This window comes from Algoriphagus kandeliae, assembly GCF_004571135.1.
Taxonomy (GTDB): Bacteria; Bacteroidota; Bacteroidia; order Cytophagales; family Cyclobacteriaceae; genus Algoriphagus; species Algoriphagus kandeliae.
In genome coordinates this window covers 756,947-775,825 of the sequence record NZ_SPSB01000003.1, presented here as the reverse complement: position 1 = coordinate 775,825, position 18,879 = coordinate 756,947, and the positions used below count along the sequence as shown (strand labels likewise).

Annotated in this window: 17 protein-coding genes; 11 read left to right on the top strand and 6 right to left on the bottom strand. The window is 41.5% G+C overall.

What is annotated here, in order from left to right; genetic code table 11:
* Window positions 1-23: 23 nt before the first annotated feature.
* The gene (locus E4S40_RS11950; protein ID WP_135074318.1) at window positions 24-1,727 is read right to left on the bottom strand and encodes a hypothetical protein; all 1,704 of its coding nucleotides are present in this window, start codon (window positions 1,725-1,727) and stop codon (window positions 24-26) included.
* A gap of 215 nt (window positions 1,728-1,942) precedes the next feature.
* On the opposite strand from E4S40_RS11950, the gene E4S40_RS11945 reads away from it, so the two are divergent.
* The 11 genes from E4S40_RS11945 (at window position 1,943) to E4S40_RS11895 (ending at window position 11,233) form a co-directional block, all read left to right on the top strand.
* Window positions 1,943-2,188 (top strand): type B 50S ribosomal protein L31, encoded by a 246-nt coding sequence (locus tag E4S40_RS11945; protein WP_135074316.1) that lies wholly within the window; start codon window positions 1,943-1,945, stop codon window positions 2,186-2,188.
* A gap of 69 nt (window positions 2,189-2,257) precedes the next feature.
* Window positions 2,258-3,448: a GlmU family protein gene (locus E4S40_RS11940; protein ID WP_135074314.1), complete on the top strand. Its 1,191-nt coding sequence runs from the start codon at window positions 2,258-2,260 to the stop codon at window positions 3,446-3,448.
* A gap of 18 nt (window positions 3,449-3,466) precedes the next feature.
* Window positions 3,467-4,615, top strand: coding sequence for a DNA polymerase III subunit (locus tag E4S40_RS11935; RefSeq protein WP_135074312.1), 1,149 nt, complete (start codon window positions 3,467-3,469; stop codon window positions 4,613-4,615).
* Entirely contained in the window at window positions 4,599-5,045 is a 447-nt protein-coding gene (locus E4S40_RS11930) for an ATP-dependent zinc protease family protein (RefSeq protein ID WP_135074310.1), read from the top strand. The genes E4S40_RS11935 and E4S40_RS11930 overlap by 17 nt, the downstream gene beginning before the upstream one ends.
* 2 nt (window positions 5,046-5,047) lie before the next feature.
* Complete coding sequence (gene rimK / locus E4S40_RS11925; RefSeq protein ID WP_135074309.1) at window positions 5,048-5,956, top strand: 30S ribosomal protein S6--L-glutamate ligase; 909 nt, start codon at window positions 5,048-5,050, stop codon at window positions 5,954-5,956.
* The gene (gene hemC / locus E4S40_RS11920; RefSeq protein WP_135074307.1) at window positions 5,953-6,888 is read left to right on the top strand and encodes a hydroxymethylbilane synthase; all 936 of its coding nucleotides are present in this window, start codon (window positions 5,953-5,955) and stop codon (window positions 6,886-6,888) included. Before rimK ends, hemC begins: the two co-directional genes overlap by 4 nt.
* Complete coding sequence (locus tag E4S40_RS11915; RefSeq protein ID WP_135074305.1) at window positions 6,885-7,730, top strand: peptidylprolyl isomerase; 846 nt, start codon at window positions 6,885-6,887, stop codon at window positions 7,728-7,730. Before hemC ends, E4S40_RS11915 begins: the two co-directional genes overlap by 4 nt.
* On the top strand, window positions 7,717-8,637 hold the full coding sequence (locus tag E4S40_RS11910; protein WP_135074303.1) for an SDR family oxidoreductase: 921 nt from the start codon (window positions 7,717-7,719) through the stop codon (window positions 8,635-8,637). Before E4S40_RS11915 ends, E4S40_RS11910 begins: the two co-directional genes overlap by 14 nt.
* A 40-nt stretch (window positions 8,638-8,677) precedes the next feature.
* A complete protein-coding gene (locus E4S40_RS11905; RefSeq protein WP_135074301.1) occupies window positions 8,678-10,063 on the top strand; it encodes a sodium-dependent transporter in 1,386 nt (461 codons plus the stop codon).
* 129 nt (window positions 10,064-10,192) lie between these two features.
* On the top strand, window positions 10,193-10,564 hold the full coding sequence (locus tag E4S40_RS11900) for a response regulator (RefSeq protein ID WP_135074299.1): 372 nt from the start codon (window positions 10,193-10,195) through the stop codon (window positions 10,562-10,564).
* A gap of 75 nt (window positions 10,565-10,639) precedes the next feature.
* Window positions 10,640-11,233: a porin family protein gene (locus E4S40_RS11895; protein WP_135074297.1), complete on the top strand. Its 594-nt coding sequence runs from the start codon at window positions 10,640-10,642 to the stop codon at window positions 11,231-11,233.
* Between the two features lie 39 nt (window positions 11,234-11,272).
* Here E4S40_RS11895 and E4S40_RS11890 read toward each other — a convergent pair whose 3' ends face one another.
* The 5 genes from E4S40_RS11890 to E4S40_RS11870 form a co-directional block, all read right to left on the bottom strand.
* Window positions 11,273-13,777 carry a WD40/YVTN/BNR-like repeat-containing protein gene (locus E4S40_RS11890; protein ID WP_135074295.1) on the bottom strand — a complete coding sequence of 835 codons (2,505 nt, stop codon included), beginning with the start codon at window positions 13,775-13,777 and terminating at the stop codon, window positions 11,273-11,275.
* A gap of 93 nt (window positions 13,778-13,870) precedes the next feature.
* Window positions 13,871-15,037, bottom strand: a complete 1,167-nt coding sequence (locus tag E4S40_RS11885) for a DUF4221 family protein (RefSeq protein ID WP_135074292.1) — start codon at window positions 15,035-15,037, stop codon at window positions 13,871-13,873.
* Window positions 15,034-16,245 carry a hypothetical protein gene (locus E4S40_RS11880; protein ID WP_135074290.1) on the bottom strand — a complete coding sequence of 404 codons (1,212 nt, stop codon included), beginning with the start codon at window positions 16,243-16,245 and terminating at the stop codon, window positions 15,034-15,036. The genes E4S40_RS11885 and E4S40_RS11880 overlap by 4 nt, the downstream gene beginning before the upstream one ends.
* 164 nt (window positions 16,246-16,409) lie before the next feature.
* Complete coding sequence (locus E4S40_RS11875) at window positions 16,410-17,114, bottom strand: gluconate 2-dehydrogenase subunit 3 family protein (RefSeq protein WP_135074288.1); 705 nt, start codon at window positions 17,112-17,114, stop codon at window positions 16,410-16,412.
* Between the two features lie 3 nt (window positions 17,115-17,117).
* Window positions 17,118-18,860 (bottom strand): GMC family oxidoreductase, encoded by a 1,743-nt coding sequence (locus E4S40_RS11870; protein ID WP_135074286.1) that lies wholly within the window; start codon window positions 18,858-18,860, stop codon window positions 17,118-17,120.
* Window positions 18,861-18,879 lie beyond the last annotated feature (19 nt).

The window sequence follows — 18,879 nt, the reverse complement described above, 5'->3', positions numbered from 1 at the left end:
TATTCTCTCAGGATAGCTTTGCTTTAGTAATTAAACTCAGGACGGATGAAATTCCATCGCAATGCCAATTGTACAAATTGAGAGCTTTCAGGTGAAGTCAAGTCTTGAGCGGTTCGTCTTCTGAAGACATGAGTTCCATCAATGAACAAATTATGCTTGAGCATATAGCTAGCCACCAAGTTTGTCTGAATGACTTGATTTTCGATTCCCTGACCCGTAACATTTCCAAATAATCCAGTTGGACTGCCTTCCAATCTATTTTTCAGGATATCTCCTCCCCAGTTTGTTTCTTCATCAGGATCGGCTCCGTACAATTGATAATTCCCCAAAAGCGTGATTCGCAATTTTGGTATAGGTTGAAAGCGAACTATGCCTACAAATTCTTTGAAATTAGCTCCCAAGGGATGAGTGAGAGGAACTCGCCAATTCGTGTATGATTGGTGGTCAAATTTCTCCTGAAAAGTATAAGGTCTGGCTGTATTGAATTCCAATTGTAGGTCCAAATTGGAAACCTCAAAAGCATTGATGTATTTATAACCGGCCTGCACACCATATTTATTTCGCTTAGATCCTTTGCCATCGATACCGAAAAATTCATTGAACACAAATTCGTCTAAAGCAAACTGCCCATAAAACTGCATGCCGGGACGAAAAATCCATTTTGCATCCATTCCCAACATCACCTTGTCTGGAGTCCCAAGTTGCTGCTCTACCCATCTGAAAAAGACAACCGGGTTGAAGTAATTGAAATTGACCTTATCGGTCATCACAGATTCAAAAAAGCCGAGATTTAGTTTTTTCCCAATATTGAAACCAAGTCTATGCATAGAAAAATATTTCTGGGGATAGCGTCCATCTGTAGGTCTTCCTCGATCATAAATGACGTCCGCAGTCATTTGAGTCCAAAGGTTGGTCAATTGAAATTTCCCGATTTTGGTGTTTATCTTCACAAACATGTAGGGGTTGGAAAAATCCGACAATAAAAAGGAGCGATAGCCCTCTCCAATGAAATTTCTGTCATGTCCCACTTGAGCTTGTATGCTCTTGGTCAAATTAAAATTCACATGGCCACGTGCTGAAAAATAGCTGTAGCCATCCGTATTGTACTGTTTCCAAAAACCTTCTCCCGGCACGGCACCTCGATAATCTGCATAGTTTTTCACCCAACTTGGAAAAAATACTTCTGAAGTGGTCAGATAAGTAAAGAAGCTGACCTTTTTATCTACCGCTCCCCGCACAACAAATCCACGGGAAAGTTGAGCAGGGTTCTGCTCATTATCCGTTTCCATTCCACCAGCCAAATAGATAACGGGACTTACGTGAATGTCGAATTCCTCACTGTATGAATGTGCGAAATCTCCAGGTCTTCGATAAAGTTTTTTCAGAAAAGGCTTTTTAGATTCTGGAGTTTCTTGAGAGACAAATTCCCAATTGTCCTGGGCTAAATAGGAAAGATTGAATTGATCAGAAGCACTTTTTATTACCTGATCCTGCGCAAGACTGTCTAAATATTTTCCAAGCAGATCTCTCCGATAAGGCTTGTAACCGGTTTGAAAGAAAGGATTATTCTTTCCTTGCAAGATTTCATAGCGTTCGATGAGGTGATAGTAATCTCGTTCGAAAGGCACATAACTTCCCTGAGAAAAGGAAACGTGATGAGTTGAAAATCCAAGAATGAAAAGGATGAAGAAGAATTTTGCTGGTTTTAGAAAAATGGCTCTATTCATAAAATGAAATTCGCTTTGTTCAGGCTTTTTAAGGGTTTTCTCTGCAATCAATTTGAAAAATAGTAGTTTTGAAGCTGATTTCGGTCGCTTGAACCAAGTTTTATCTCAAAAATGCCAAGTCCCTCAGATTATTTTTTACAAAGATTTGGTCACTTATTTCAAAAAGGATAACTTTGTGCCTCATTTGAGCGAGCGCTGACAAAAACACTGAAGATATGAAAAAAGATATTCATCCAAACTACAGACCTGTAGTGTTTTATGACACTTCATCTGAGTTTAAATTCTTGACCCAATCTACCATCGAAACCAACGAAACCATCGTATGGGAAGACGGTAATGAATATCCTCTATACAAAATCGAGGTAAGTTCTGAATCTCATCCTTTCTATACTGGAAAGAAGATGCTTTTGGATACTGCTGGTCGAGTAGAGAAATTCAACAGAAGATACGCAAAGAAATAAGTCGCATCTACGGCTGTTCAAAAAGTCTCCCGGAGCATGGATTCCGGGAGACTTTTTTATTTTTGCCTCATGGAAAACCTGCTTTTATTTGATGACCCGTCTATTCGCGGGGCTTTGCTTCCCTTTACTTTTACCCGTCCGATTGCCGCTATTCGGATTGGAATCTTGACCATTGCTGAGAAATGGGAGAAGGTTTCTGGGAAGGAAGTCTCCTATTTAACCCAAGACTATTTACAGGAAAAATACCCTAGAAAAGAAGGGAGCTGCCTTGCGATAAACGGAGGATTGATACCTTCCGCTGAAATCCTAAAAGAAATTCAGAATCTTCAAGAGGATCAGGCGCTTTATGCAGGGAAGACATTGCTTGCCTTCTATATAGGTGAGACGGAAAAGAATTTAAGTGCAGCTACCCAAAAGGAGGTAGTGCAAGTTGATTCTGAACCGCTATTGATTTCTAAAACCTGGGAGATTTTTCAGCATAATGGAAAAGAGATTAAGCGAGATTTTGACTTGTTGACCCAAGGAAGAAAAAGTCAGCCTATTTCGGATCCCCATACCAAAGTATATGCTCCGGAAAATATTTTCATCGAAGAAGGAGCTGTGATTCGAGCAGCGGTTTTGAATGCTGAAAATGGTCCGATTTACATTGGAAAAAATACCGAAATTCAGGAAGGCTCGTTGATTCGAGGTCCTTTTGCCTTATGTGAGGGCTCTACCGTAAATATGGGCGCCAAACTCCGTGGGGATACCACCGTGGGCCCTCACTCGAAGGTAGGAGGTGAAATTTCCAATTCTGTCATTTTTGGTTATTCCAACAAAGGTCATGAAGGTTTCCTAGGCAACTCGGTAATTGGAGAGTGGTGTAATCTCGGTGCAGATACCAATACCTCAAACCTGAAAAATAATTATGCACCTGTTAAACTTTGGGACTATGTCCGCGGAGGCTTTGCAAATACTGGTCTTCAGTTTTGTGGATTAATGATGGGCGACCACTCTAAATGTGGGATCAACACCATGTTTAATACCGGAACAGTTGTAGGAGTTGGAGCAAATATTTTTGGAGATGGTTTTCCTCGAAATTTCATTCCTTCCTTCGCTTGGGGTGGTGCTGCCGGATTTTCCACCTTTCAGTTTCCAAAATTTGCACAAACAGCTCAGGCTGTAATGGCAAGACGAAAAGTTGCTTGGGACGATGTGGAGGAAGAAATGCTCCGTAAAGTTTTTGATTTAACCAAGAACTATAGAATTTGGGAAAAATAATCCCTTGACGCCAAAATCATGCAGTTTGCACAAATCCCCGGATTAAGAGAAACGAAAGAGCGGCTCACGCAGGCCGTTCAGCAGAATCATTTGGCGCACGCCCTTTTATTTCATGGGCCGGAAGGCTCTGCTTCACTGGCGATGCCATTGGCTTTGGCGACATATCTCTACTGTGAAAATCGCAGTGAAGAAGATTCCTGTGGGACCTGCAGTTCTTGTCAACGGATGGCAAAATTGGTTGTCCCCGATTTCAATTTTGTATTCCCTCGCGTCAGTCTTACAAAGGAAGAAGAAAAAAGAGCAGATGAAATCAATGCGAAGTTGGTGGCCAATTTTCGGGAATTCTGCTTGCATCAGACTTATGGAAATGTTCAGGATTTCATCCATTTGAATCATTTCGAGAAAAAGAAACTCAATATTTCAGTTGGTGCAGCGCGAGAAGTAATCCGCTCGCTTTCACTTTCTTCTTTTGAAGGAAGCTATAAAATCATGATGATCTGGGGTGTGGAGTATTTGAATATCGAAGCCTCCAATGCCCTTTTGAAAATACTGGAAGAGCCTCAGCCAGGAACCATCTTCATGTTGGTAACCAGTCAGCCTGATCAGCTTTTGACCACTATCCTTTCCCGGACTCAAAAAATCAATGTTCGTGCTTTTTCCGATGAAGAGATTCAGGAGTATCTGGTGGAAACCGGAAAATGTGATGAACAAGTGGCCAAGCAGATTTCCATGATTGCAGATGGAAATATTCGAGCTGCTTTGCGAATGGTGGACCAAGTCGAGGATAGGCAAGTGATCTGGATCCGTGATTGGTTTAGGCTTTGTGGAATGAGGAGATATGGGGAGATCTTTGATTTGGCAGAGAAATTCCAAAAAACCGATCTTGACTTTCAGCGATCAATTTTCCAAACAGGCTTAAATGTGGCCCGGGAGATTTTACTCCAAAATGCCAATTTGGAGCAGTTGCTCCGAACACAGGGCGAGGATCGGGATTTCGTCCATAAAATTGCTACACATGTATTGGATGAGGAAGCTGCGGGAGAACTTTATGAAAAATTCAACCAAGCAATTTATCATATAGACCGAAATGGGAATCCGAAGCTGATTTTTACAGACCTTTCGATGGATATTTTGAAGTTACTAGGTAGAAATGCAAAAGCAGCCTAAAAAAATCATCGGTCGAAAGGAAAGAATTAGTCTTCCTGGACTCCATCTTTCCAAGGTATGGGCCAAAGTAGATACGGGAGCCTATACCAGCGCTATTCATGCAGAAAATATCCGGGTGGAAAATCGAAATGGAAAGAATCAACTAGTCTTCGAAATACTAATGCCGGGACATCGGAAATTCACCGGAGAGGAATTAGTATTTGAGAATTTTCGAGAGAAAAAAGTCAAAAATTCCTTTGGTCAGGCAGAAATTCGCTACCTGATCGAAACAGAAATTCATCTGGCAGGTGAGCGTTATATCGCAGAATTTACTCTAACAGATCGCTCCAAAATGAAAAATTCCATCCTCCTGGGAAGAAAAATCCTCAAAGGCAGATTCCTAGTAGATGTGGATCAAATTAATCTTTCAAAAAATTATAATCAGGCCTAGCTATGAAGATCGCAGTCCTTTCTAGAAACTCAAATTTATACTCTACCCGCCGGTTGGTAGAAGCGATCCAAGCTGCAGGCCATGAGGCTTTGGTAGTTGATCATAGCATTTGTGATTTGATTATTGAACAAGAGGGGCCTTCTATCATTTTCAAAGGCCAAAACCTTACAGATATTGATGCGATCATTCCCCGAATCGGTGCTTCAGTGACTTTCTATGGAACTGCTGTTGTTCGGCAATTTGAGCTGATGGGAGCTTTTTCTGCCAATAATTCACAAGCTATTGTGCGAAGCAGAGATAAGCTTAGAAGCTTACAGATTCTTTCTAAAGCTGGACTGGGAATGCCTAAAACGGCATTTACGAATTTTTCTAAAGGAGGAGAAAAGCAGATTATCGAGCATGTAGGTGGAGCTCCGCTTATTATCAAATTATTGGAAGGCACTCAGGGCTTGGGAGTGGTTTTGGCAGAGACCAAAAAAGCTGGTCAATCTGTGATTGAGGCTTTTCATGGTTTGAAAGCTCGAATTATTGTTCAAGAATTCATCAAGGAAGCTAAAGGAGCAGATATTCGTGCTTTTGTAGTGAATGGGAAAGTAGTAGGAGCAATGAAAAGGCAAGGAGCTGAAGGGGAGTTTCGATCCAACCTACATCGAGGAGGCAAAGCAACAGTCATCAAATTGAGCCGCGCTGAGCGTGCCGCAGCCTTGGGAGCTGCCAAAGCTTTGGGGTTGGATGTGGCAGGTGTGGATATGTTACAATCTTCTAGAGGGCCATTGATTTTGGAGGTGAACAGTTCTCCAGGTTTGGAAGGAATTGAAAAAGCGACAGGAATCGATATCGCCGGAACAATAATAAAATTTATCGAAGAAGGAGTGCAGAAGAAGTCTCCTAAAAGGGGAGCGGAGCAATGAGAAAAATAAAAATCGGAACGAGAGGAAGTAAGCTCGCACTTTGGCAGGCTTATCATGTGCAGGATTTATTGAAAAATGCCGGCCTTGAATCTGAAATCATCATCATCGATACCAAGGGTGATCAGATTTTGGATGTGTCCATTTCAAAGATTGGTAGCAAAGGAGTGTTTACCCAGGAATTGGAAGACCAATTGCTGGATGGCAGAATTGATATTGCTGTGCATTCAGCTAAGGATATGCAGTCCAATTTGCCAGAAGACTTCGAAATCATTGCTTTTACTAAACGCGAGCAGGCTCATGATGTTCTGCTTTCCAATCAAAGTGACATTTCATTAAAAGATTCCGGCAAGCCTTTGGTATTAGGTACTTCCTCTACTCGTCGGGTTGCCACGCTTAAGCATTTTTATCCTCACATCAAGACCGTCGAAGTTCGAGGGAATCTCCAAACTCGAATCCGAAAAATGGAAGAAGGCTTGTGTGATGCGCTTTTACTGGCATACGCTGGAGTTCATCGAATGGGATACGATGAAAAGATTGTAGAAAACCTTTCTTTGGAAGAATTTATTCCAGCTGTTGGTCAGGGATCTGTTGCTATCGAATCCTCAAAAAATCTTGATTCCGAAATTCGAAATCAAATTGTGGAAGCTTGTAATGATTTGAGGACTTCCTATTTGCTTCGTGCCGAGCGGGCTTATCTCCGAGTTTTGGAGGGTGGATGTAGCATCCCGGTCTTTGCTCTGGCTTCTGAAAAAGCGAAAAATCTCCACTTAAAGGGAGGTATTGTAAGCTTAGACGGAAAACAAAGAATTTGTATTGAAGTTCGGGGTGAAAAAGAAAAGCCTGAAAAGTTGGGAGAACAGTTAGCACAGCAGGTTCTAGAAGCTGGTGGAAAAGAAATTTTAGTGGATATTAAGTCAAAATTAAACGCATGAGTCGGAAACTGAATTTTCTATGGTCCCTGATTTTGGTGGGGTTTTTAGGTTGTGCAGGCCAAAAAGAACAAGTCATTCGGATTGATACCCGCTATGGAGAAATCGTAGCAGTACTTTTTGATGATACTCCAGCACACAAATCTAATTTTCTGGAATTAGCTGAAGCAGGTCGATTTGACTCAACTGAGTTTCATAGAGTGATCCCCAACTTCATGGTGCAGGGTGGAGATGTATTTACCAAAGAAGGCATGCCGGCGGAAGATTGGCCAACTCTGCCTGCCGAGATTCTTCCAAATCATTTCCATAAAAAAGGAATGATTGCAGCTGCCAGACAGGGAAATTCCATCAATCCAGAGAGAAGATCAAGTGGTTCCCAGTTTTACATTGTTTTAGGTGAAGTATACGATGAGTTGGCACTGACCACAGATATGCAAAAGCTACAGACAGCATTCATGCAGTACGTGCAATTGCAAAGTCAGGATTCCCTTCGTCAGGCATACAATCAATTGTATGAATTGCAGGAATTTGATTCTTTGACTCGACTGATTTTGTCCAAGCGAGATGAAATTGAGCAGTCACTTAATCTTAAATTGACCAAGGATATGACTGCAGAACAATTGGAAGCCTACACCACCGTTGGAGGCACTCCGCATTTGGATGGGGAGTACACTGTTTTTGGCGAGGTAATCCAAGGATTGGAAGTTGCTGAAAAAATTGCACAAGAGCCTCGAGGTGCCCGTGACAAGCCCATAGAACCGATCTATATGACAGTTCGTGTAGAAAAAATGAGTCCAGCTCAAATTGAACGTGAATTTGGATACCGATTAAATGACGAAAAATAAACCTCGCATATTCATCACCGGGGCCAATGGATTGCTTGGCCAAAAGCTCATTCATCGCCTTCTTGAAAAAGATAGCTTTGAAATCATCGGAAGCGGGAGAGGGCCATGCCGATTGAAGGAGGCGGATTTTGAATATGTTTCTCTGGATATTGAAGATCAAAAAGCCGTAAACGAAACACTCGGAAAATATAAGCCAGATATCATCGTTCATGGAGCAGCGATGACCCATGTGGATGTCTGTGAGCAAAATCAGGAAGCTTGCTATCGAGCTAACGTACTTGCAACCAAATATCTTTTGGATGCTTCGCAAAGCTTCCAACCTCATTTCATTTTCGTTTCCACAGATTTTATTTTCTCAGGAGAGGAAGGTCCTTTGACTGAAGATGAGTCCCCTGCACCTGTCAATTATTATGGGCAAACCAAGTTAGAGGCAGAAGAATTAGTAAAGCAATCAGGCTTAAAATGGGCTATTGCCCGCACCGTTTTGGTATTTGGGATTTCTCCTGGTTTGAGCAGGACAAACATTGTTCTTTGGGTAAAGGAGAGTTTGGAGAATGGAAAAACTATCCAAGTGGTTAATGACCAATATCGAACCCCAACCTTAGCGGAGGACTTAGCCGAAGGGTGTATTTTGATCGCTGAGAAGGGAGCGGAAGGTGTTTTCAATATTTCTGGGCCCGATTTTTTGACTCCTTATCAAATGGCAATGCAGACAGCCGATTTCTTTGGATTGGATAAAAGTCTCATTCAGGAATCAGACTCTACCCGATTTGTTCAGCCGGCCAAAAGACCTCTTCGAACAGGGTTTAAAATTGAAAAAGCCCGAAAGGAGTTGGGTTTTGAACCGAAAACTTTCCGAGCGGCAATTGGTATTTTGGCAAAACAAATTATCTTAGCCAGCTCTTAAAAAGCAGTTATTTCCCAAAAATTTAACATTCGCATTATCTATGGCAGTAAGTGCAAGTCCTGATTCTAGGGGACAATTTGGCTCTAGTCTAGGGTTCATCATGGCAGCCGCTGGTTCAGCAGTAGGCTTAGGAAATATTTGGAGATTCCCTTACCTCACAGGTGAAAATGGAGGAGGAGCCTTCGTTTTTGTTTACCTGATTTGTGTTCTTTTCATTGGTTTGCCTTTGCTTTTCAATGAAATCGCATTGGGTAGAAAATCCGGTAAAAACCCAATTGGAGCGATCCGAGATACAGGGGGTAATAAATTCTGGCAATTAGCAGGCGTCCTTTGTGTGATGGTCTGTTTTTTTGTTTTTAGCTACTACTCGGTAATTGCCGGATGGACAGTGGGTTACATTGTTACAGAAATCATCAATATTCCAGTGAATTTCGAGGATTTTGTACAAACCCCATTGTATGTAATTCCTCTTACCTTTTTCTTCATTTTAATCACCATCCTGATTGTATTGGGAGGTGTTTCTGGAGGAATTGAGAAGGCAGCAAAATTCTTGATGCCTATTCTGTTTATCATCATCATTTTCATTGCTGGACGATCCGTGACTTTGGAGGGTGCAGAAGCTGGTATTCAGTATTATTTGAATCCTGATTTCTCAAAAATTAATGGAACGGTAATTCTTCAGGCACTGGGTCAGGCTTTCTTCTCCATGTCTGTAGGATGGGGTTTGATGATTACTTTCGGTTCGTATTTGCCTAAAGAATCTAACATTATTCAGTCCTCAGGATGGATTGCGGGTATGGATACCATGGTTGCTCTTTTGGGCGGTTTGATGGTATTCCCAGCCTTGTTTGCCTTGTTGCCAGGAAAAGATCCTGCAGCAGGTCCTGCATTGGTTTTTGATGTATTGCCTCGCGTATTTGATGCAATGCCTGGTGGAAGTGTAATTGGAGCTTTGTTCTTCCTACTATTGATGGTAGCGGCTTTGACCTCTACTATTTCCATGTTGGAAGTACCGGTTTCGTATCTAATTGACGATAGGAAGTGGAACAGAACCAAAGCCACTTGGGTAGTTGGTATCGCTGCCATGTTGATGTCTATTCCATCTGCTTTGTCTTCTATTCCAGGTAACTTCTTCGCAGAGATTCGATTTAATTTCTTGAGCAATCCAATCGAAGGTTTCTTCGGGGCAATGGACTTTATCTTCGGAACATTCGCGGTGATTGTGATCTGTTTGATGCTTTCTCTTTACACAGGATGGGCTCAGAAAATTGGTGACTTTGCTGATGAATTAGCAATGGGTGCTCCTAAGTTTCAGGGCGTTTATAGAAAAGGCTGGATCTTCTTTATCAAGTGGGTTTGTCCAATCGTCATCATCTTGTTGATATTGAATATGGTAGGATTGTTTGGAGCTCCTCAAGCTGCATAAAATTCGACCACATACTCGATTTAAGGGCTGTCTTTCTAAAAAGACAGCCTTTTTTTATGGGTTTTTGTTGCTTTTTAATTTTTTGGAACGATTATTTCAGTTGAAAAACAAGAACCTAATTTTGAAACTATGCGGGTACTTTTGGTTGATGATGATGTACTTCATCTTTTGATTCTCAAGCGAATTTTTGAAACCTCAGAAGATACGGTCGTGACTGCAAAAAATGGGCAAGAAGCTTTGCAGGTTTTAAAATCCAGTACAGACTTTCATGTGATATTGACCGATATCAGTATGCCTGTGATGGATGGAGTGGAGCTTTTAGCCAAGTTAAAATCCAATGGAAAAACCAAAAGTATCCCAGTAATTGGATTTACTTCAGGAGATGTGAATTATTACCGAGAAATAACCAAAATCCCGTTTGATTCCCTAGTTCCAAAACCATCTGATTTTTCGGATTTGAGATTATTGGCGCAGGAAAAAGCCAAGTTTCAAGTCAACTGATCGTTAGTTTTTCCGCTTCTTCTTGTACATATTTCGATGTTTTGACGTTTAGAATACTCAAAAAACAAAATGCCTATGAAAAAATTAACCTTGTTTTTAGTTGTATTCGGGATAGCAATAGCAGGCTATTCTCAGAATTTTGGAGTGGGAATCAAAGCTGGATTAAGTAGTTCCAAATTAGATTTCAAATCCACAGAATTTGTTCCTCAAGATGCACAAACAGGCTATCATCTTGGGGTATTCGCAAGAGTGGGAGGAGCCGGGTTCTTTGTCCAACCTGAATTACTTTTTACTCAAACGAGCGGCCTGTTTTCTTTGGATTTGCAAGGCAATAGTGGTACAGAAGAATATCAGGCTGATTTCAATCGAATTGATGTTCCTGTGATGGTAGGAGTGAAATTCCTGAAATTCCTTCGAATTCAAGCAGGGCCAATCGCTTCAATTAATATTGATTCAAATCTGGAAAATTCGGTTGGAACTGTGATTGACACAGATTTCAAAAAAGCAACTTTAGGATATCAGGCAGGAATTGGATTTGATATAGGAAATCTTTACATCGATGCCAAGTATGAAGGAGGCTTAAGTAATTTAACAGATAATATCTCGACGTTTACTACCGATAATAGGCTTAATCAATGGATTTTGTCTGTAGGTTTTAAAATATTTTAATATAAGAAAGGCTGACCTTTTGGTCAGCCTTTCTGATTCTTAATCCATTACTTTTTGGGTCGGAGTAGCGAGTTCATGGATCTGTTCTAATTCCACAATGTAAACGCTTCGTCCGTGTGTTCCGATCACAAGATCATTTTCACGTTCCTGAATGACCATGTCATAAATGGCGACATTCGGGATTTCCCCTTGGAACAGGTTCCAATTGTTTCCACCATCCATACTAACATATAATCCATGATCTGTTCCTAAATACAGAATGCTTGGATTGATGTGATCTTCTACAATGATGTTGGTGGACTCTTCCGGAAGATTTCCTTTGATGGAAGTCCAGGTCTTTCCATAATTGGTGCTTTTGAATACATAGGTCTTGAATTCATCGTATCGGTAGCCGTTTAGCGTGATATAAACTACGCCTTCCTGATGCTTGGATGGGGCGATGGAACTCACCCATCGATCTTCTGGAAGACCGACATTCAAAGATTCCCAATTGCCTCCATTATTATGGGTAATCCACACATTTCCGTCGTCAGTTCCGGCATACAAAGTCCCGAATTCAAACGGAGATTCTTCGACTACCGTTAAGGTGGCAAAAGGCACATTTCCGCTTTTTTCATTCTTTGTTAAATCCGGAGAAATTGTGGTCCAAGTGCTTCCCTGATCCAAGCTTTGGTATACGTATTGAGAACCCATGTAAATGATGTCCTGATTATGATGGCTCAGACGGGCAGGTGTTCTCCAATTCCAGCGGTTAGGGTCATTACCAATATCATGCCCGGGAGTGATTCTCCTTCTGTCTCCTGTTGCTTTGTCGATTCGGAAATAGTTACCGAATTGGAACCCGGTATAAACAATATTATTGTCTCGAGTATCTACTGCCACAACCATTCCATCACCTCCCATTAAAGATTCCCAGCGGTCAGCCGGATCATTTTTAGAACTTCCAAACCAAACCCCATTATCTTGCATTCCGCCATAGACATTGTAGGGAGATGCATTGTCTGTCATGATGGAGTAAAATTGAGAGATGGGCATTTGGGTATTCAAATGATCCCAAATTGCGCCACCTCCATAGCTTCGATACAATCCTCCGTCATTTCCTAGCAAGATATGTTTGCCATCCTTTGGATTGATCCACATGGACTGATGGTCAGAGTGCGGTCTTCCTACCGAATCGGTGCGAGAGAAATTTTTTCCTCCATCTCTTGATACGAGCAATGGTACACCCAAAACAAAGATTTCATCTTCATTTTCTGTATTGACTCGCACTTCACCAAAGTAGTACCCATAGGTATTATACAACCGACTCAAATCCGACTCGGATACTTTCTTCCAAGATTTCCCAGCGTCTTCAGATCGGAAAACTTCAGCGCCAATGATGGAAATATTGGTCAAGGCTGCATTCGCGTCGTTTGATTCCTTGTTGTAATCAGCGATTTGAGCAGTTGTGATTTTTCCAGTTTTAAGTTGACGTTTGATTTCGGCCGGTGTGTATTTGGAGGCAAATTGATTTCTTCGCAGAAAAGAATTCAATCGATCATCTTCCAAGCCCAAGGCTTCCTCTACCGGCATATCCTTGAAATCTTCAAATTTCAATGGATTTTCCTCTTGCTGCCCTCTTCTTCGAGGTTGCTGTGGCTCTTTATCTGAAGGACCTTGATTATCGTGAAGAGCATAGACAATGTTAGGATTGCTTTGAGCAAAATCAAATCCTATTCGTCCCACAAATTCATTTTGAGGAAAACCATCTACTGCTTTTTTCCAGGTTTTACCCCCATCCTCTGATCGCCAAATAGCCGAGCCCTCACCATTTCCTATGAAATCATGTGCTTGTCTGTACCGCTCCCAAGAAGCGGCAAGAAGAATGTCTGGATTTTCCGGATGAACTTTGATGTCGATAATTCCAGTATTGTCATCAATGTAAAGGACTTTTTTCCAGGACTTCCCCCCGTCAGTGGTCATGTATAAGCCGCGTTCTTTGTTTTGAGAGTAAAGGCTTCCCATGGACCCTACCCAAACAATGTCTGGGTTGGTAGGGTGAATTTGGATTTGGCCGATGTGCTGGGAGTGGGGTAAACCCATAAACTGCCAGGTCTTTCCGGCATCGGTGGATTTGTAGACTCCTGAACCCGCATAGGTGGATCGGCTGGAATTATTTTCTCCTGTTCCCACCCAAAGGATATTATTGTTTGAAGGAGAGAGAGCCATGTCGCCAATCCCTAATGCACCTTGATGATCAAAAATCGGAGTAAAGGATTGTCCATTATCTTCTGTTTTCCAAACCCCACCAGAGGCGGCGGCGATATAAAAGGTATTTGGATTTTGGGCTACTTCAATATCCACAATTCGTCCTGACATATTGGTTGGTCCAATATTTCGGGCTTTGAAGCTTTTTAGGGGAGTATTGGCCAGCATTTCCCGGTGTTTTTCAACAGCGGCTACCAATTCTTTTTCAGTGGTGGGCTTGACGTCTTGGGCTTGAACAGTACCCAAGCAAAGTAGTCCTGCTGTGGCCCATATCAGGTAGGTCGATGGTTTTTTCATAGAATTTGTATTGATCAGGATGAAATATAAACAATAGCGGGCAAAACCGATTGGCTTTGCCCGCAAAAGGGAATCCCGATATATAAATGGTATTTACTGAGTGACGAGACGAGTTTTGTAAATGACCGAATAGTCATTTTCAGCTTCTTCAAAATTCAGAGAAAACCAGATTTCATCATTGGATACATACTTACTGAGTGTGCCTAAAATCTCAGGTTTTACTATCAAAGGGCTAATGCTTTTTCCATCAAAAAGGATGAAACCTCCGGAATTGTATTTTTCTGCATCTTCAAACATTTTATTAAAGTCAGTTTCTGCTGCTGAAGTGACTTCATTTGCTTCCTCATCCGTAAGGCCAGAAAGATACTGTAGAAGAAAGTCTCCAGTCTCTGTGGGAAATATGGAAAGGTTAAACCCAAGAAAGAAATCCCGGAAATTAAAGCCTCCATTAGCTGGTTTGCTATCGGCTTTTCGCTCAATAAACTCAGGGTAGGGAATAGTCTTGACGCTGGCTGGAATCTCTAGGTTAGACAAAGTATAGGCAAAAATTTTGGGTTCATTTCGATAAATCATGTACAGGGAATCTCCTGATATCGTGAAAGTGGGATAGAAGTCCAGTCCTCCAAATTCCTGAGTTTCACTGCTAAACTTAGATGATTTTGGGAAAGGCATGACAGATGAAAACTCCCCAGTGTTTAAATCCAGTATTTCTAGTCTTTTGGACTTTTTTTGGAAGTCCAGTCCTTGTTGGCCAAGGTCACTGTATCTTCCAGGAAGGTAAACATAGACTTTTTGGCCTGATACCCAGTGAACTTGGTTAAAAGGGACTACAAAACTTGATAACCCTGTAAAATCAGGTTTGAAGGCTTTCTTTAGTTTGCCCGATAATTCATAGGTGATAATTCCTTGACTTCCAGGAATAAGAATGGATTCATTGTCTAGAAATTTACCCAATCCTGTACGGTTTCCTTGGATTGATTCTGGATCATCGCCACTGCGATAGTATTTATGTTTGATTTTTCCTTTGGGATCTGTAACGAAAATAGTATCTGTATTTTGGTCTATCAGAAGATAGTTTTCACCATTTGGGCTGATATCCATCAGCATAAGATTCCCTAGGTAATCCACCATCAGGGAGTCATATATTTCGAATTTCAGGTTTTGATCCGATAAGGGTTTGTTTGGGGTTTCAGATGCTTTTTCGCTACAGGCAAGAAAAAATACTATTCCTGCCAAAAAAAGGAATAAAGGGTTTCTCATGGTTGGTTTAATTTAAATTTATAGATCCGAACAAAATCTTCTTCTATTTCCTCAGAAGGGGCTTTTTGGAACCATAGAAAATCGCCTGCTGCAAGAAAACCGCCAGTCTCAACACCCGAAGGAAAAGTAATATCTCCCAACTGTTTTAGGGTTTTTAGATCAAAAATCAAGAAACCTTTTCTTACTTCTTTCTCGAGCTTTTCAAAAAGTTGACCTGCCTCTTCCTCATTCCCAGACATCCATAGCTCCTCAGCCTCTTTGGTTTTTTCAGGGTCCATTCCGGCATAATAATGAACTAAAATAAAATTGCCTACTTGATGAATATTTCGAATAGCAGGTGTACTTCCGTCCACAGTCAGGCTACCCTCGGCAAATTCATTTCTTTCTCGAATCGGCAATTCCCTAAAATCAGGGATGCTCAGATTGATAGTAGTGTCCAGCAATGGTTCATCGGTAGTAAGCGTATAGACCCGAAGCTTGGGTTCACCACCCAGACTTACATAAAGCCTATTTGAAATCCATTCATAGGCCGGGGTATAGTCACTTTCAATATATCCTTTTCCATTTTTGAAGATACTGCCCTCCTCAAAGGGAATGATGTCTTTGGATTTCCCTGTCTTTATATCGATCCATTCTATGGCTCTATATCTATCATAAAATGCCTGCTCCCCAGGAAAAGTATTTCTAGATCTTACGGATTTAGCAATCAAAAATTCATTTCCATCTAAGGAAATGGACTCAATTGATTTACCAGTAATCGGCATAAAAATCGCGCCTCCCAAATCCTCCGGGTGATCGATTTTGCTGATTAAGTTTCCTTCTAAATTATAGATGAAAATCCCACGCAGACCGCTAACCACTACTCGGTCATTCCCCAAAAATCCCGGAAGTTCCATCATAAAGCCATAAGCATCAGGAGTGTCTTCAGTTTTGGAAAATTTTCCAAGGAGATTTCCATTCTCGTCTAGGGTAATTAATTCGCTTGAAGCATAATCATAAATTAAAACTTGGCTTCCGTCTGAACTGACATCTGCAAAAATCGGATCCCCGAGTAATTGATAATCTAGAGAATCTGTGAGGACCAGTTCAAATGAATTTTCGGTTTGGGATACTTCTTCGACGTTTGGATTTCCTCCACATGCAAAAAGAGTTGCTAAAAGAAAGAGTAAAGGGGTTCGCTTAAAAATGGAGGTTTTAAATTCAATCATTTGTTTTTGTTTAAATGAAAAGGTTGAGGCGTAAAATATTTAGCCAAAAATTTCAAAATATAGATTAAGAGGCTATTTGTAAAATAGTTAATCCAAAATCATTCTATTTTGAAAAATACAACGAAATAAAAAATCCACAGTTTCGAGCTGTGGATTTTTTTGAATCAACCGATGATATTTCCTTCATCATCCCATTCGACGACTTTCCCCCGATCTTCGGGTTTGAGGTAAAGGTTCGCATATTGGGGTGGGTTAGAAAGTCCGTGTTTATTGAGAACTTCCTGTGGAATTCCATCCCATACATTTGGAGTATTTCCTTTATAACCCATGTATTTCCATCCTGCTTCTGTGGTAAAATAGCCCGTACAGGTAAGGTTTCGAAGTAAATTAAACCATCGAACTCCTCCTTCATAAGCAGGGTCGGCTTTGTCAGGCCAGGCTACTAATTCAACGATTTCAATTACCTGATCTTTGGAAAGCTCATTGAAAGTTTTTCCGAATTTTTCATCTGCTTCAAAGTCCAGCCACATCAGACCACCTCGCATGGGAGTTTGGTAACTAGGTTGATCTAGCATCATGAAATCAATGAAGTCAGTCACTTTCAGTTCGGTCGCTGCGGGAGATTCGGAATCTGCTGGCATGATGATATCCACTAAGGTGTCCAGTTTTTTTCGCTCCTCCTCCGTGAAAAATGAATCGGCAAGTAATTTTGCATCCCGAATTTTTTCTTCTTCGGTGCGTCCACCTGGCGTTCCTCCTTCGAATAGTTGCCCCGAAACAACCTGTTCTTCCGGTTCGCATCCTGTCATCAACAAGCCCGCTCCCAGAGAGCCTGTAAACAATAATTTGAGGTTTTCTCTTCTGTTCATGGCTTAGATGTTTTTTTGTTTCAGTTGCTCAACAATGTAATCTGAAGTTCTCCAAGAAAGAGCCAAGATGGTCCAGGTTGGGTTTTTATCTGCTTGAGAGACGAATGGTCCGGCATCTACCACAAAAAGATTTTTGCAGTCATGAACTTGGCAATTGGAATTAACTACTGAGGAACTGCGGTCATTCCCCATTCGGGTAGTTCCTACTTCATGAATAATTCTTCCTGGTGCAGCTAGTCCGTATTTAGTTTCTGGTCCTGGTTTCTTGCCTAGTAAGATAGCTCCTGCATTCGTCAGGATTTCCTCAAAGGTATCCTGCATGTGCTTGGCTTGCTTGATTTCCTGATCAGTCCAATTGTAGTTGAATCGAAGGACAGGGATACCATACTTATCGACCACATTCGGATCAATTTCACAGTAATTATCGTATTGAGGAATACTTTCTCCCCGACCTGACATACCTAGAGTAGATCCATAGATTCGGCGAATATCTTTTTTCAAACCTTCACCATAGCCTCCGTTTGGACTTGGATTTCCGAATTCATCTTTGATGTACTGGCGCATACTATCCATGCTCATGCCTGTTCCATAAGCAGGTTGACCCATTCCACCCCAGTATTCAATATGATAGCCTCTGGCAAAATCAAGCTTTTTATTGTCCAGCCACCAAGGAGTATACATATGCATGCCTCCGACTCCATCTTCATTATAGCGTTCCCGATCGATTAAATCAGGCATGATTCCCATTCTGTCAGCTCCTGTAGAATCGTGTAAGTATCTTCCCAATACTCCAGAATCAGCACCTATCCCGTTCGGGAAAGTTTTTGATTTAGAGTTCATCATGATACGGGCTGATTCACAGGCAGAAGCTCCCAGAACCACCACTCTGGAGCGTAACTTGTATTCCTTCATATCTACTTTTGATACGAAGGATACACCCGTTGCATTTCCTTGTTCGTCTGTGGTCACCTTTCGTACCATGGAGTAGGTATAGAGGTCTACCTTGCCTTTTTTCATCGCTGGGTGAACCAAGCAGGTTCCTGCTGAAAAGTCCGCATATGCTTGGCATGCCCGATTACATTGATTACAGAAAAAACAAACTCCCCGCTCATTATTGATAGGGCGAGTAAGCATGGAAAGCCGAGAAGGAATCATAGGAATTCCTGCTCTATCAGCTCCTTTTTTGATGAATAGTTCGTGAAGTCTTGGTTTAGGAGGAGGAAGGAAAAATCCATCAGGTTCATTGTAAATGCCTTCTTTAGTGCCAAAAACACCAATTAATTTATCTACTCGATCGTAGTATGGTTTCAGGTCCTCATAGCCAATTGGCCAATCATCTCCCAGGCCGTCTATGCTGCCTCTTTTAAAGTCATTTGGTCCAAATCGAAGAGAGATTCTTCCCCAGTGATTGGTTCGGCCACCAACCATTCTGGAGCGGAACCAGTCAAATTGAGTTCCATTTTTTCGTGTGTAAGGTTCTCCATCTATATCCCATCCGCCAATAGCAGCGTCAAAATCTCCGAAGGGTCGGATTCTTGTTCCAGCACCTCTTCGTGGAGATTCCCAGGGTGGTCTCAGTTGGGTTCGGTCTTCGTCTTTCGCTGGGTCAAAATCACCGCCTGCCTCAACTACAGCAACGGAAAGTCCCGCTTCGGAGAGGACTTTGGAAGCCATTCCGCCTCCCGCTCCAGACCCTACAATGATAACATCATAAGTGTCCGGGGTTTCTTTGATTTGAAAACTCATTTTTAAAAATTTTAATTAA

Coding starts and splice junctions, on each gene's coding strand:
- E4S40_RS11950 (WP_135074318.1), bottom strand. CDS start 1,727: ATGAATAGAGCCATTTTTCTAAAACCAGCAAAATTCTTCTTCATCCTT.
- E4S40_RS11945 (WP_135074316.1), top strand. CDS start 1,943: ATGAAAAAAGATATTCATCCAAACTACAGACCTGTAGTGTTTTATGAC.
- E4S40_RS11940 (WP_135074314.1), top strand. CDS start 2,258: ATGGAAAACCTGCTTTTATTTGATGACCCGTCTATTCGCGGGGCTTTG.
- E4S40_RS11935 (WP_135074312.1), top strand. CDS start 3,467: ATGCAGTTTGCACAAATCCCCGGATTAAGAGAAACGAAAGAGCGGCTC.
- E4S40_RS11930 (WP_135074310.1), top strand. CDS start 4,599: ATGCAAAAGCAGCCTAAAAAAATCATCGGTCGAAAGGAAAGAATTAGT.
- rimK (WP_135074309.1), top strand. CDS start 5,048: ATGAAGATCGCAGTCCTTTCTAGAAACTCAAATTTATACTCTACCCGC.
- hemC (WP_135074307.1), top strand. CDS start 5,953: ATGAGAAAAATAAAAATCGGAACGAGAGGAAGTAAGCTCGCACTTTGG.
- E4S40_RS11915 (WP_135074305.1), top strand. CDS start 6,885: ATGAGTCGGAAACTGAATTTTCTATGGTCCCTGATTTTGGTGGGGTTT.
- E4S40_RS11910 (WP_135074303.1), top strand. CDS start 7,717: ATGACGAAAAATAAACCTCGCATATTCATCACCGGGGCCAATGGATTG.
- E4S40_RS11905 (WP_135074301.1), top strand. CDS start 8,678: ATGGCAGTAAGTGCAAGTCCTGATTCTAGGGGACAATTTGGCTCTAGT.
- E4S40_RS11900 (WP_135074299.1), top strand. CDS start 10,193: ATGCGGGTACTTTTGGTTGATGATGATGTACTTCATCTTTTGATTCTC.
- E4S40_RS11895 (WP_135074297.1), top strand. CDS start 10,640: ATGAAAAAATTAACCTTGTTTTTAGTTGTATTCGGGATAGCAATAGCA.
- E4S40_RS11890 (WP_135074295.1), bottom strand. CDS start 13,777: ATGAAAAAACCATCGACCTACCTGATATGGGCCACAGCAGGACTACTT.
- E4S40_RS11885 (WP_135074292.1), bottom strand. CDS start 15,037: ATGAGAAACCCTTTATTCCTTTTTTTGGCAGGAATAGTATTTTTTCTT.
- E4S40_RS11880 (WP_135074290.1), bottom strand. CDS start 16,245: ATGATTGAATTTAAAACCTCCATTTTTAAGCGAACCCCTTTACTCTTT.
- E4S40_RS11875 (WP_135074288.1), bottom strand. CDS start 17,114: ATGAACAGAAGAGAAAACCTCAAATTATTGTTTACAGGCTCTCTGGGA.
- E4S40_RS11870 (WP_135074286.1), bottom strand. CDS start 18,860: ATGAGTTTTCAAATCAAAGAAACCCCGGACACTTATGATGTTATCATT.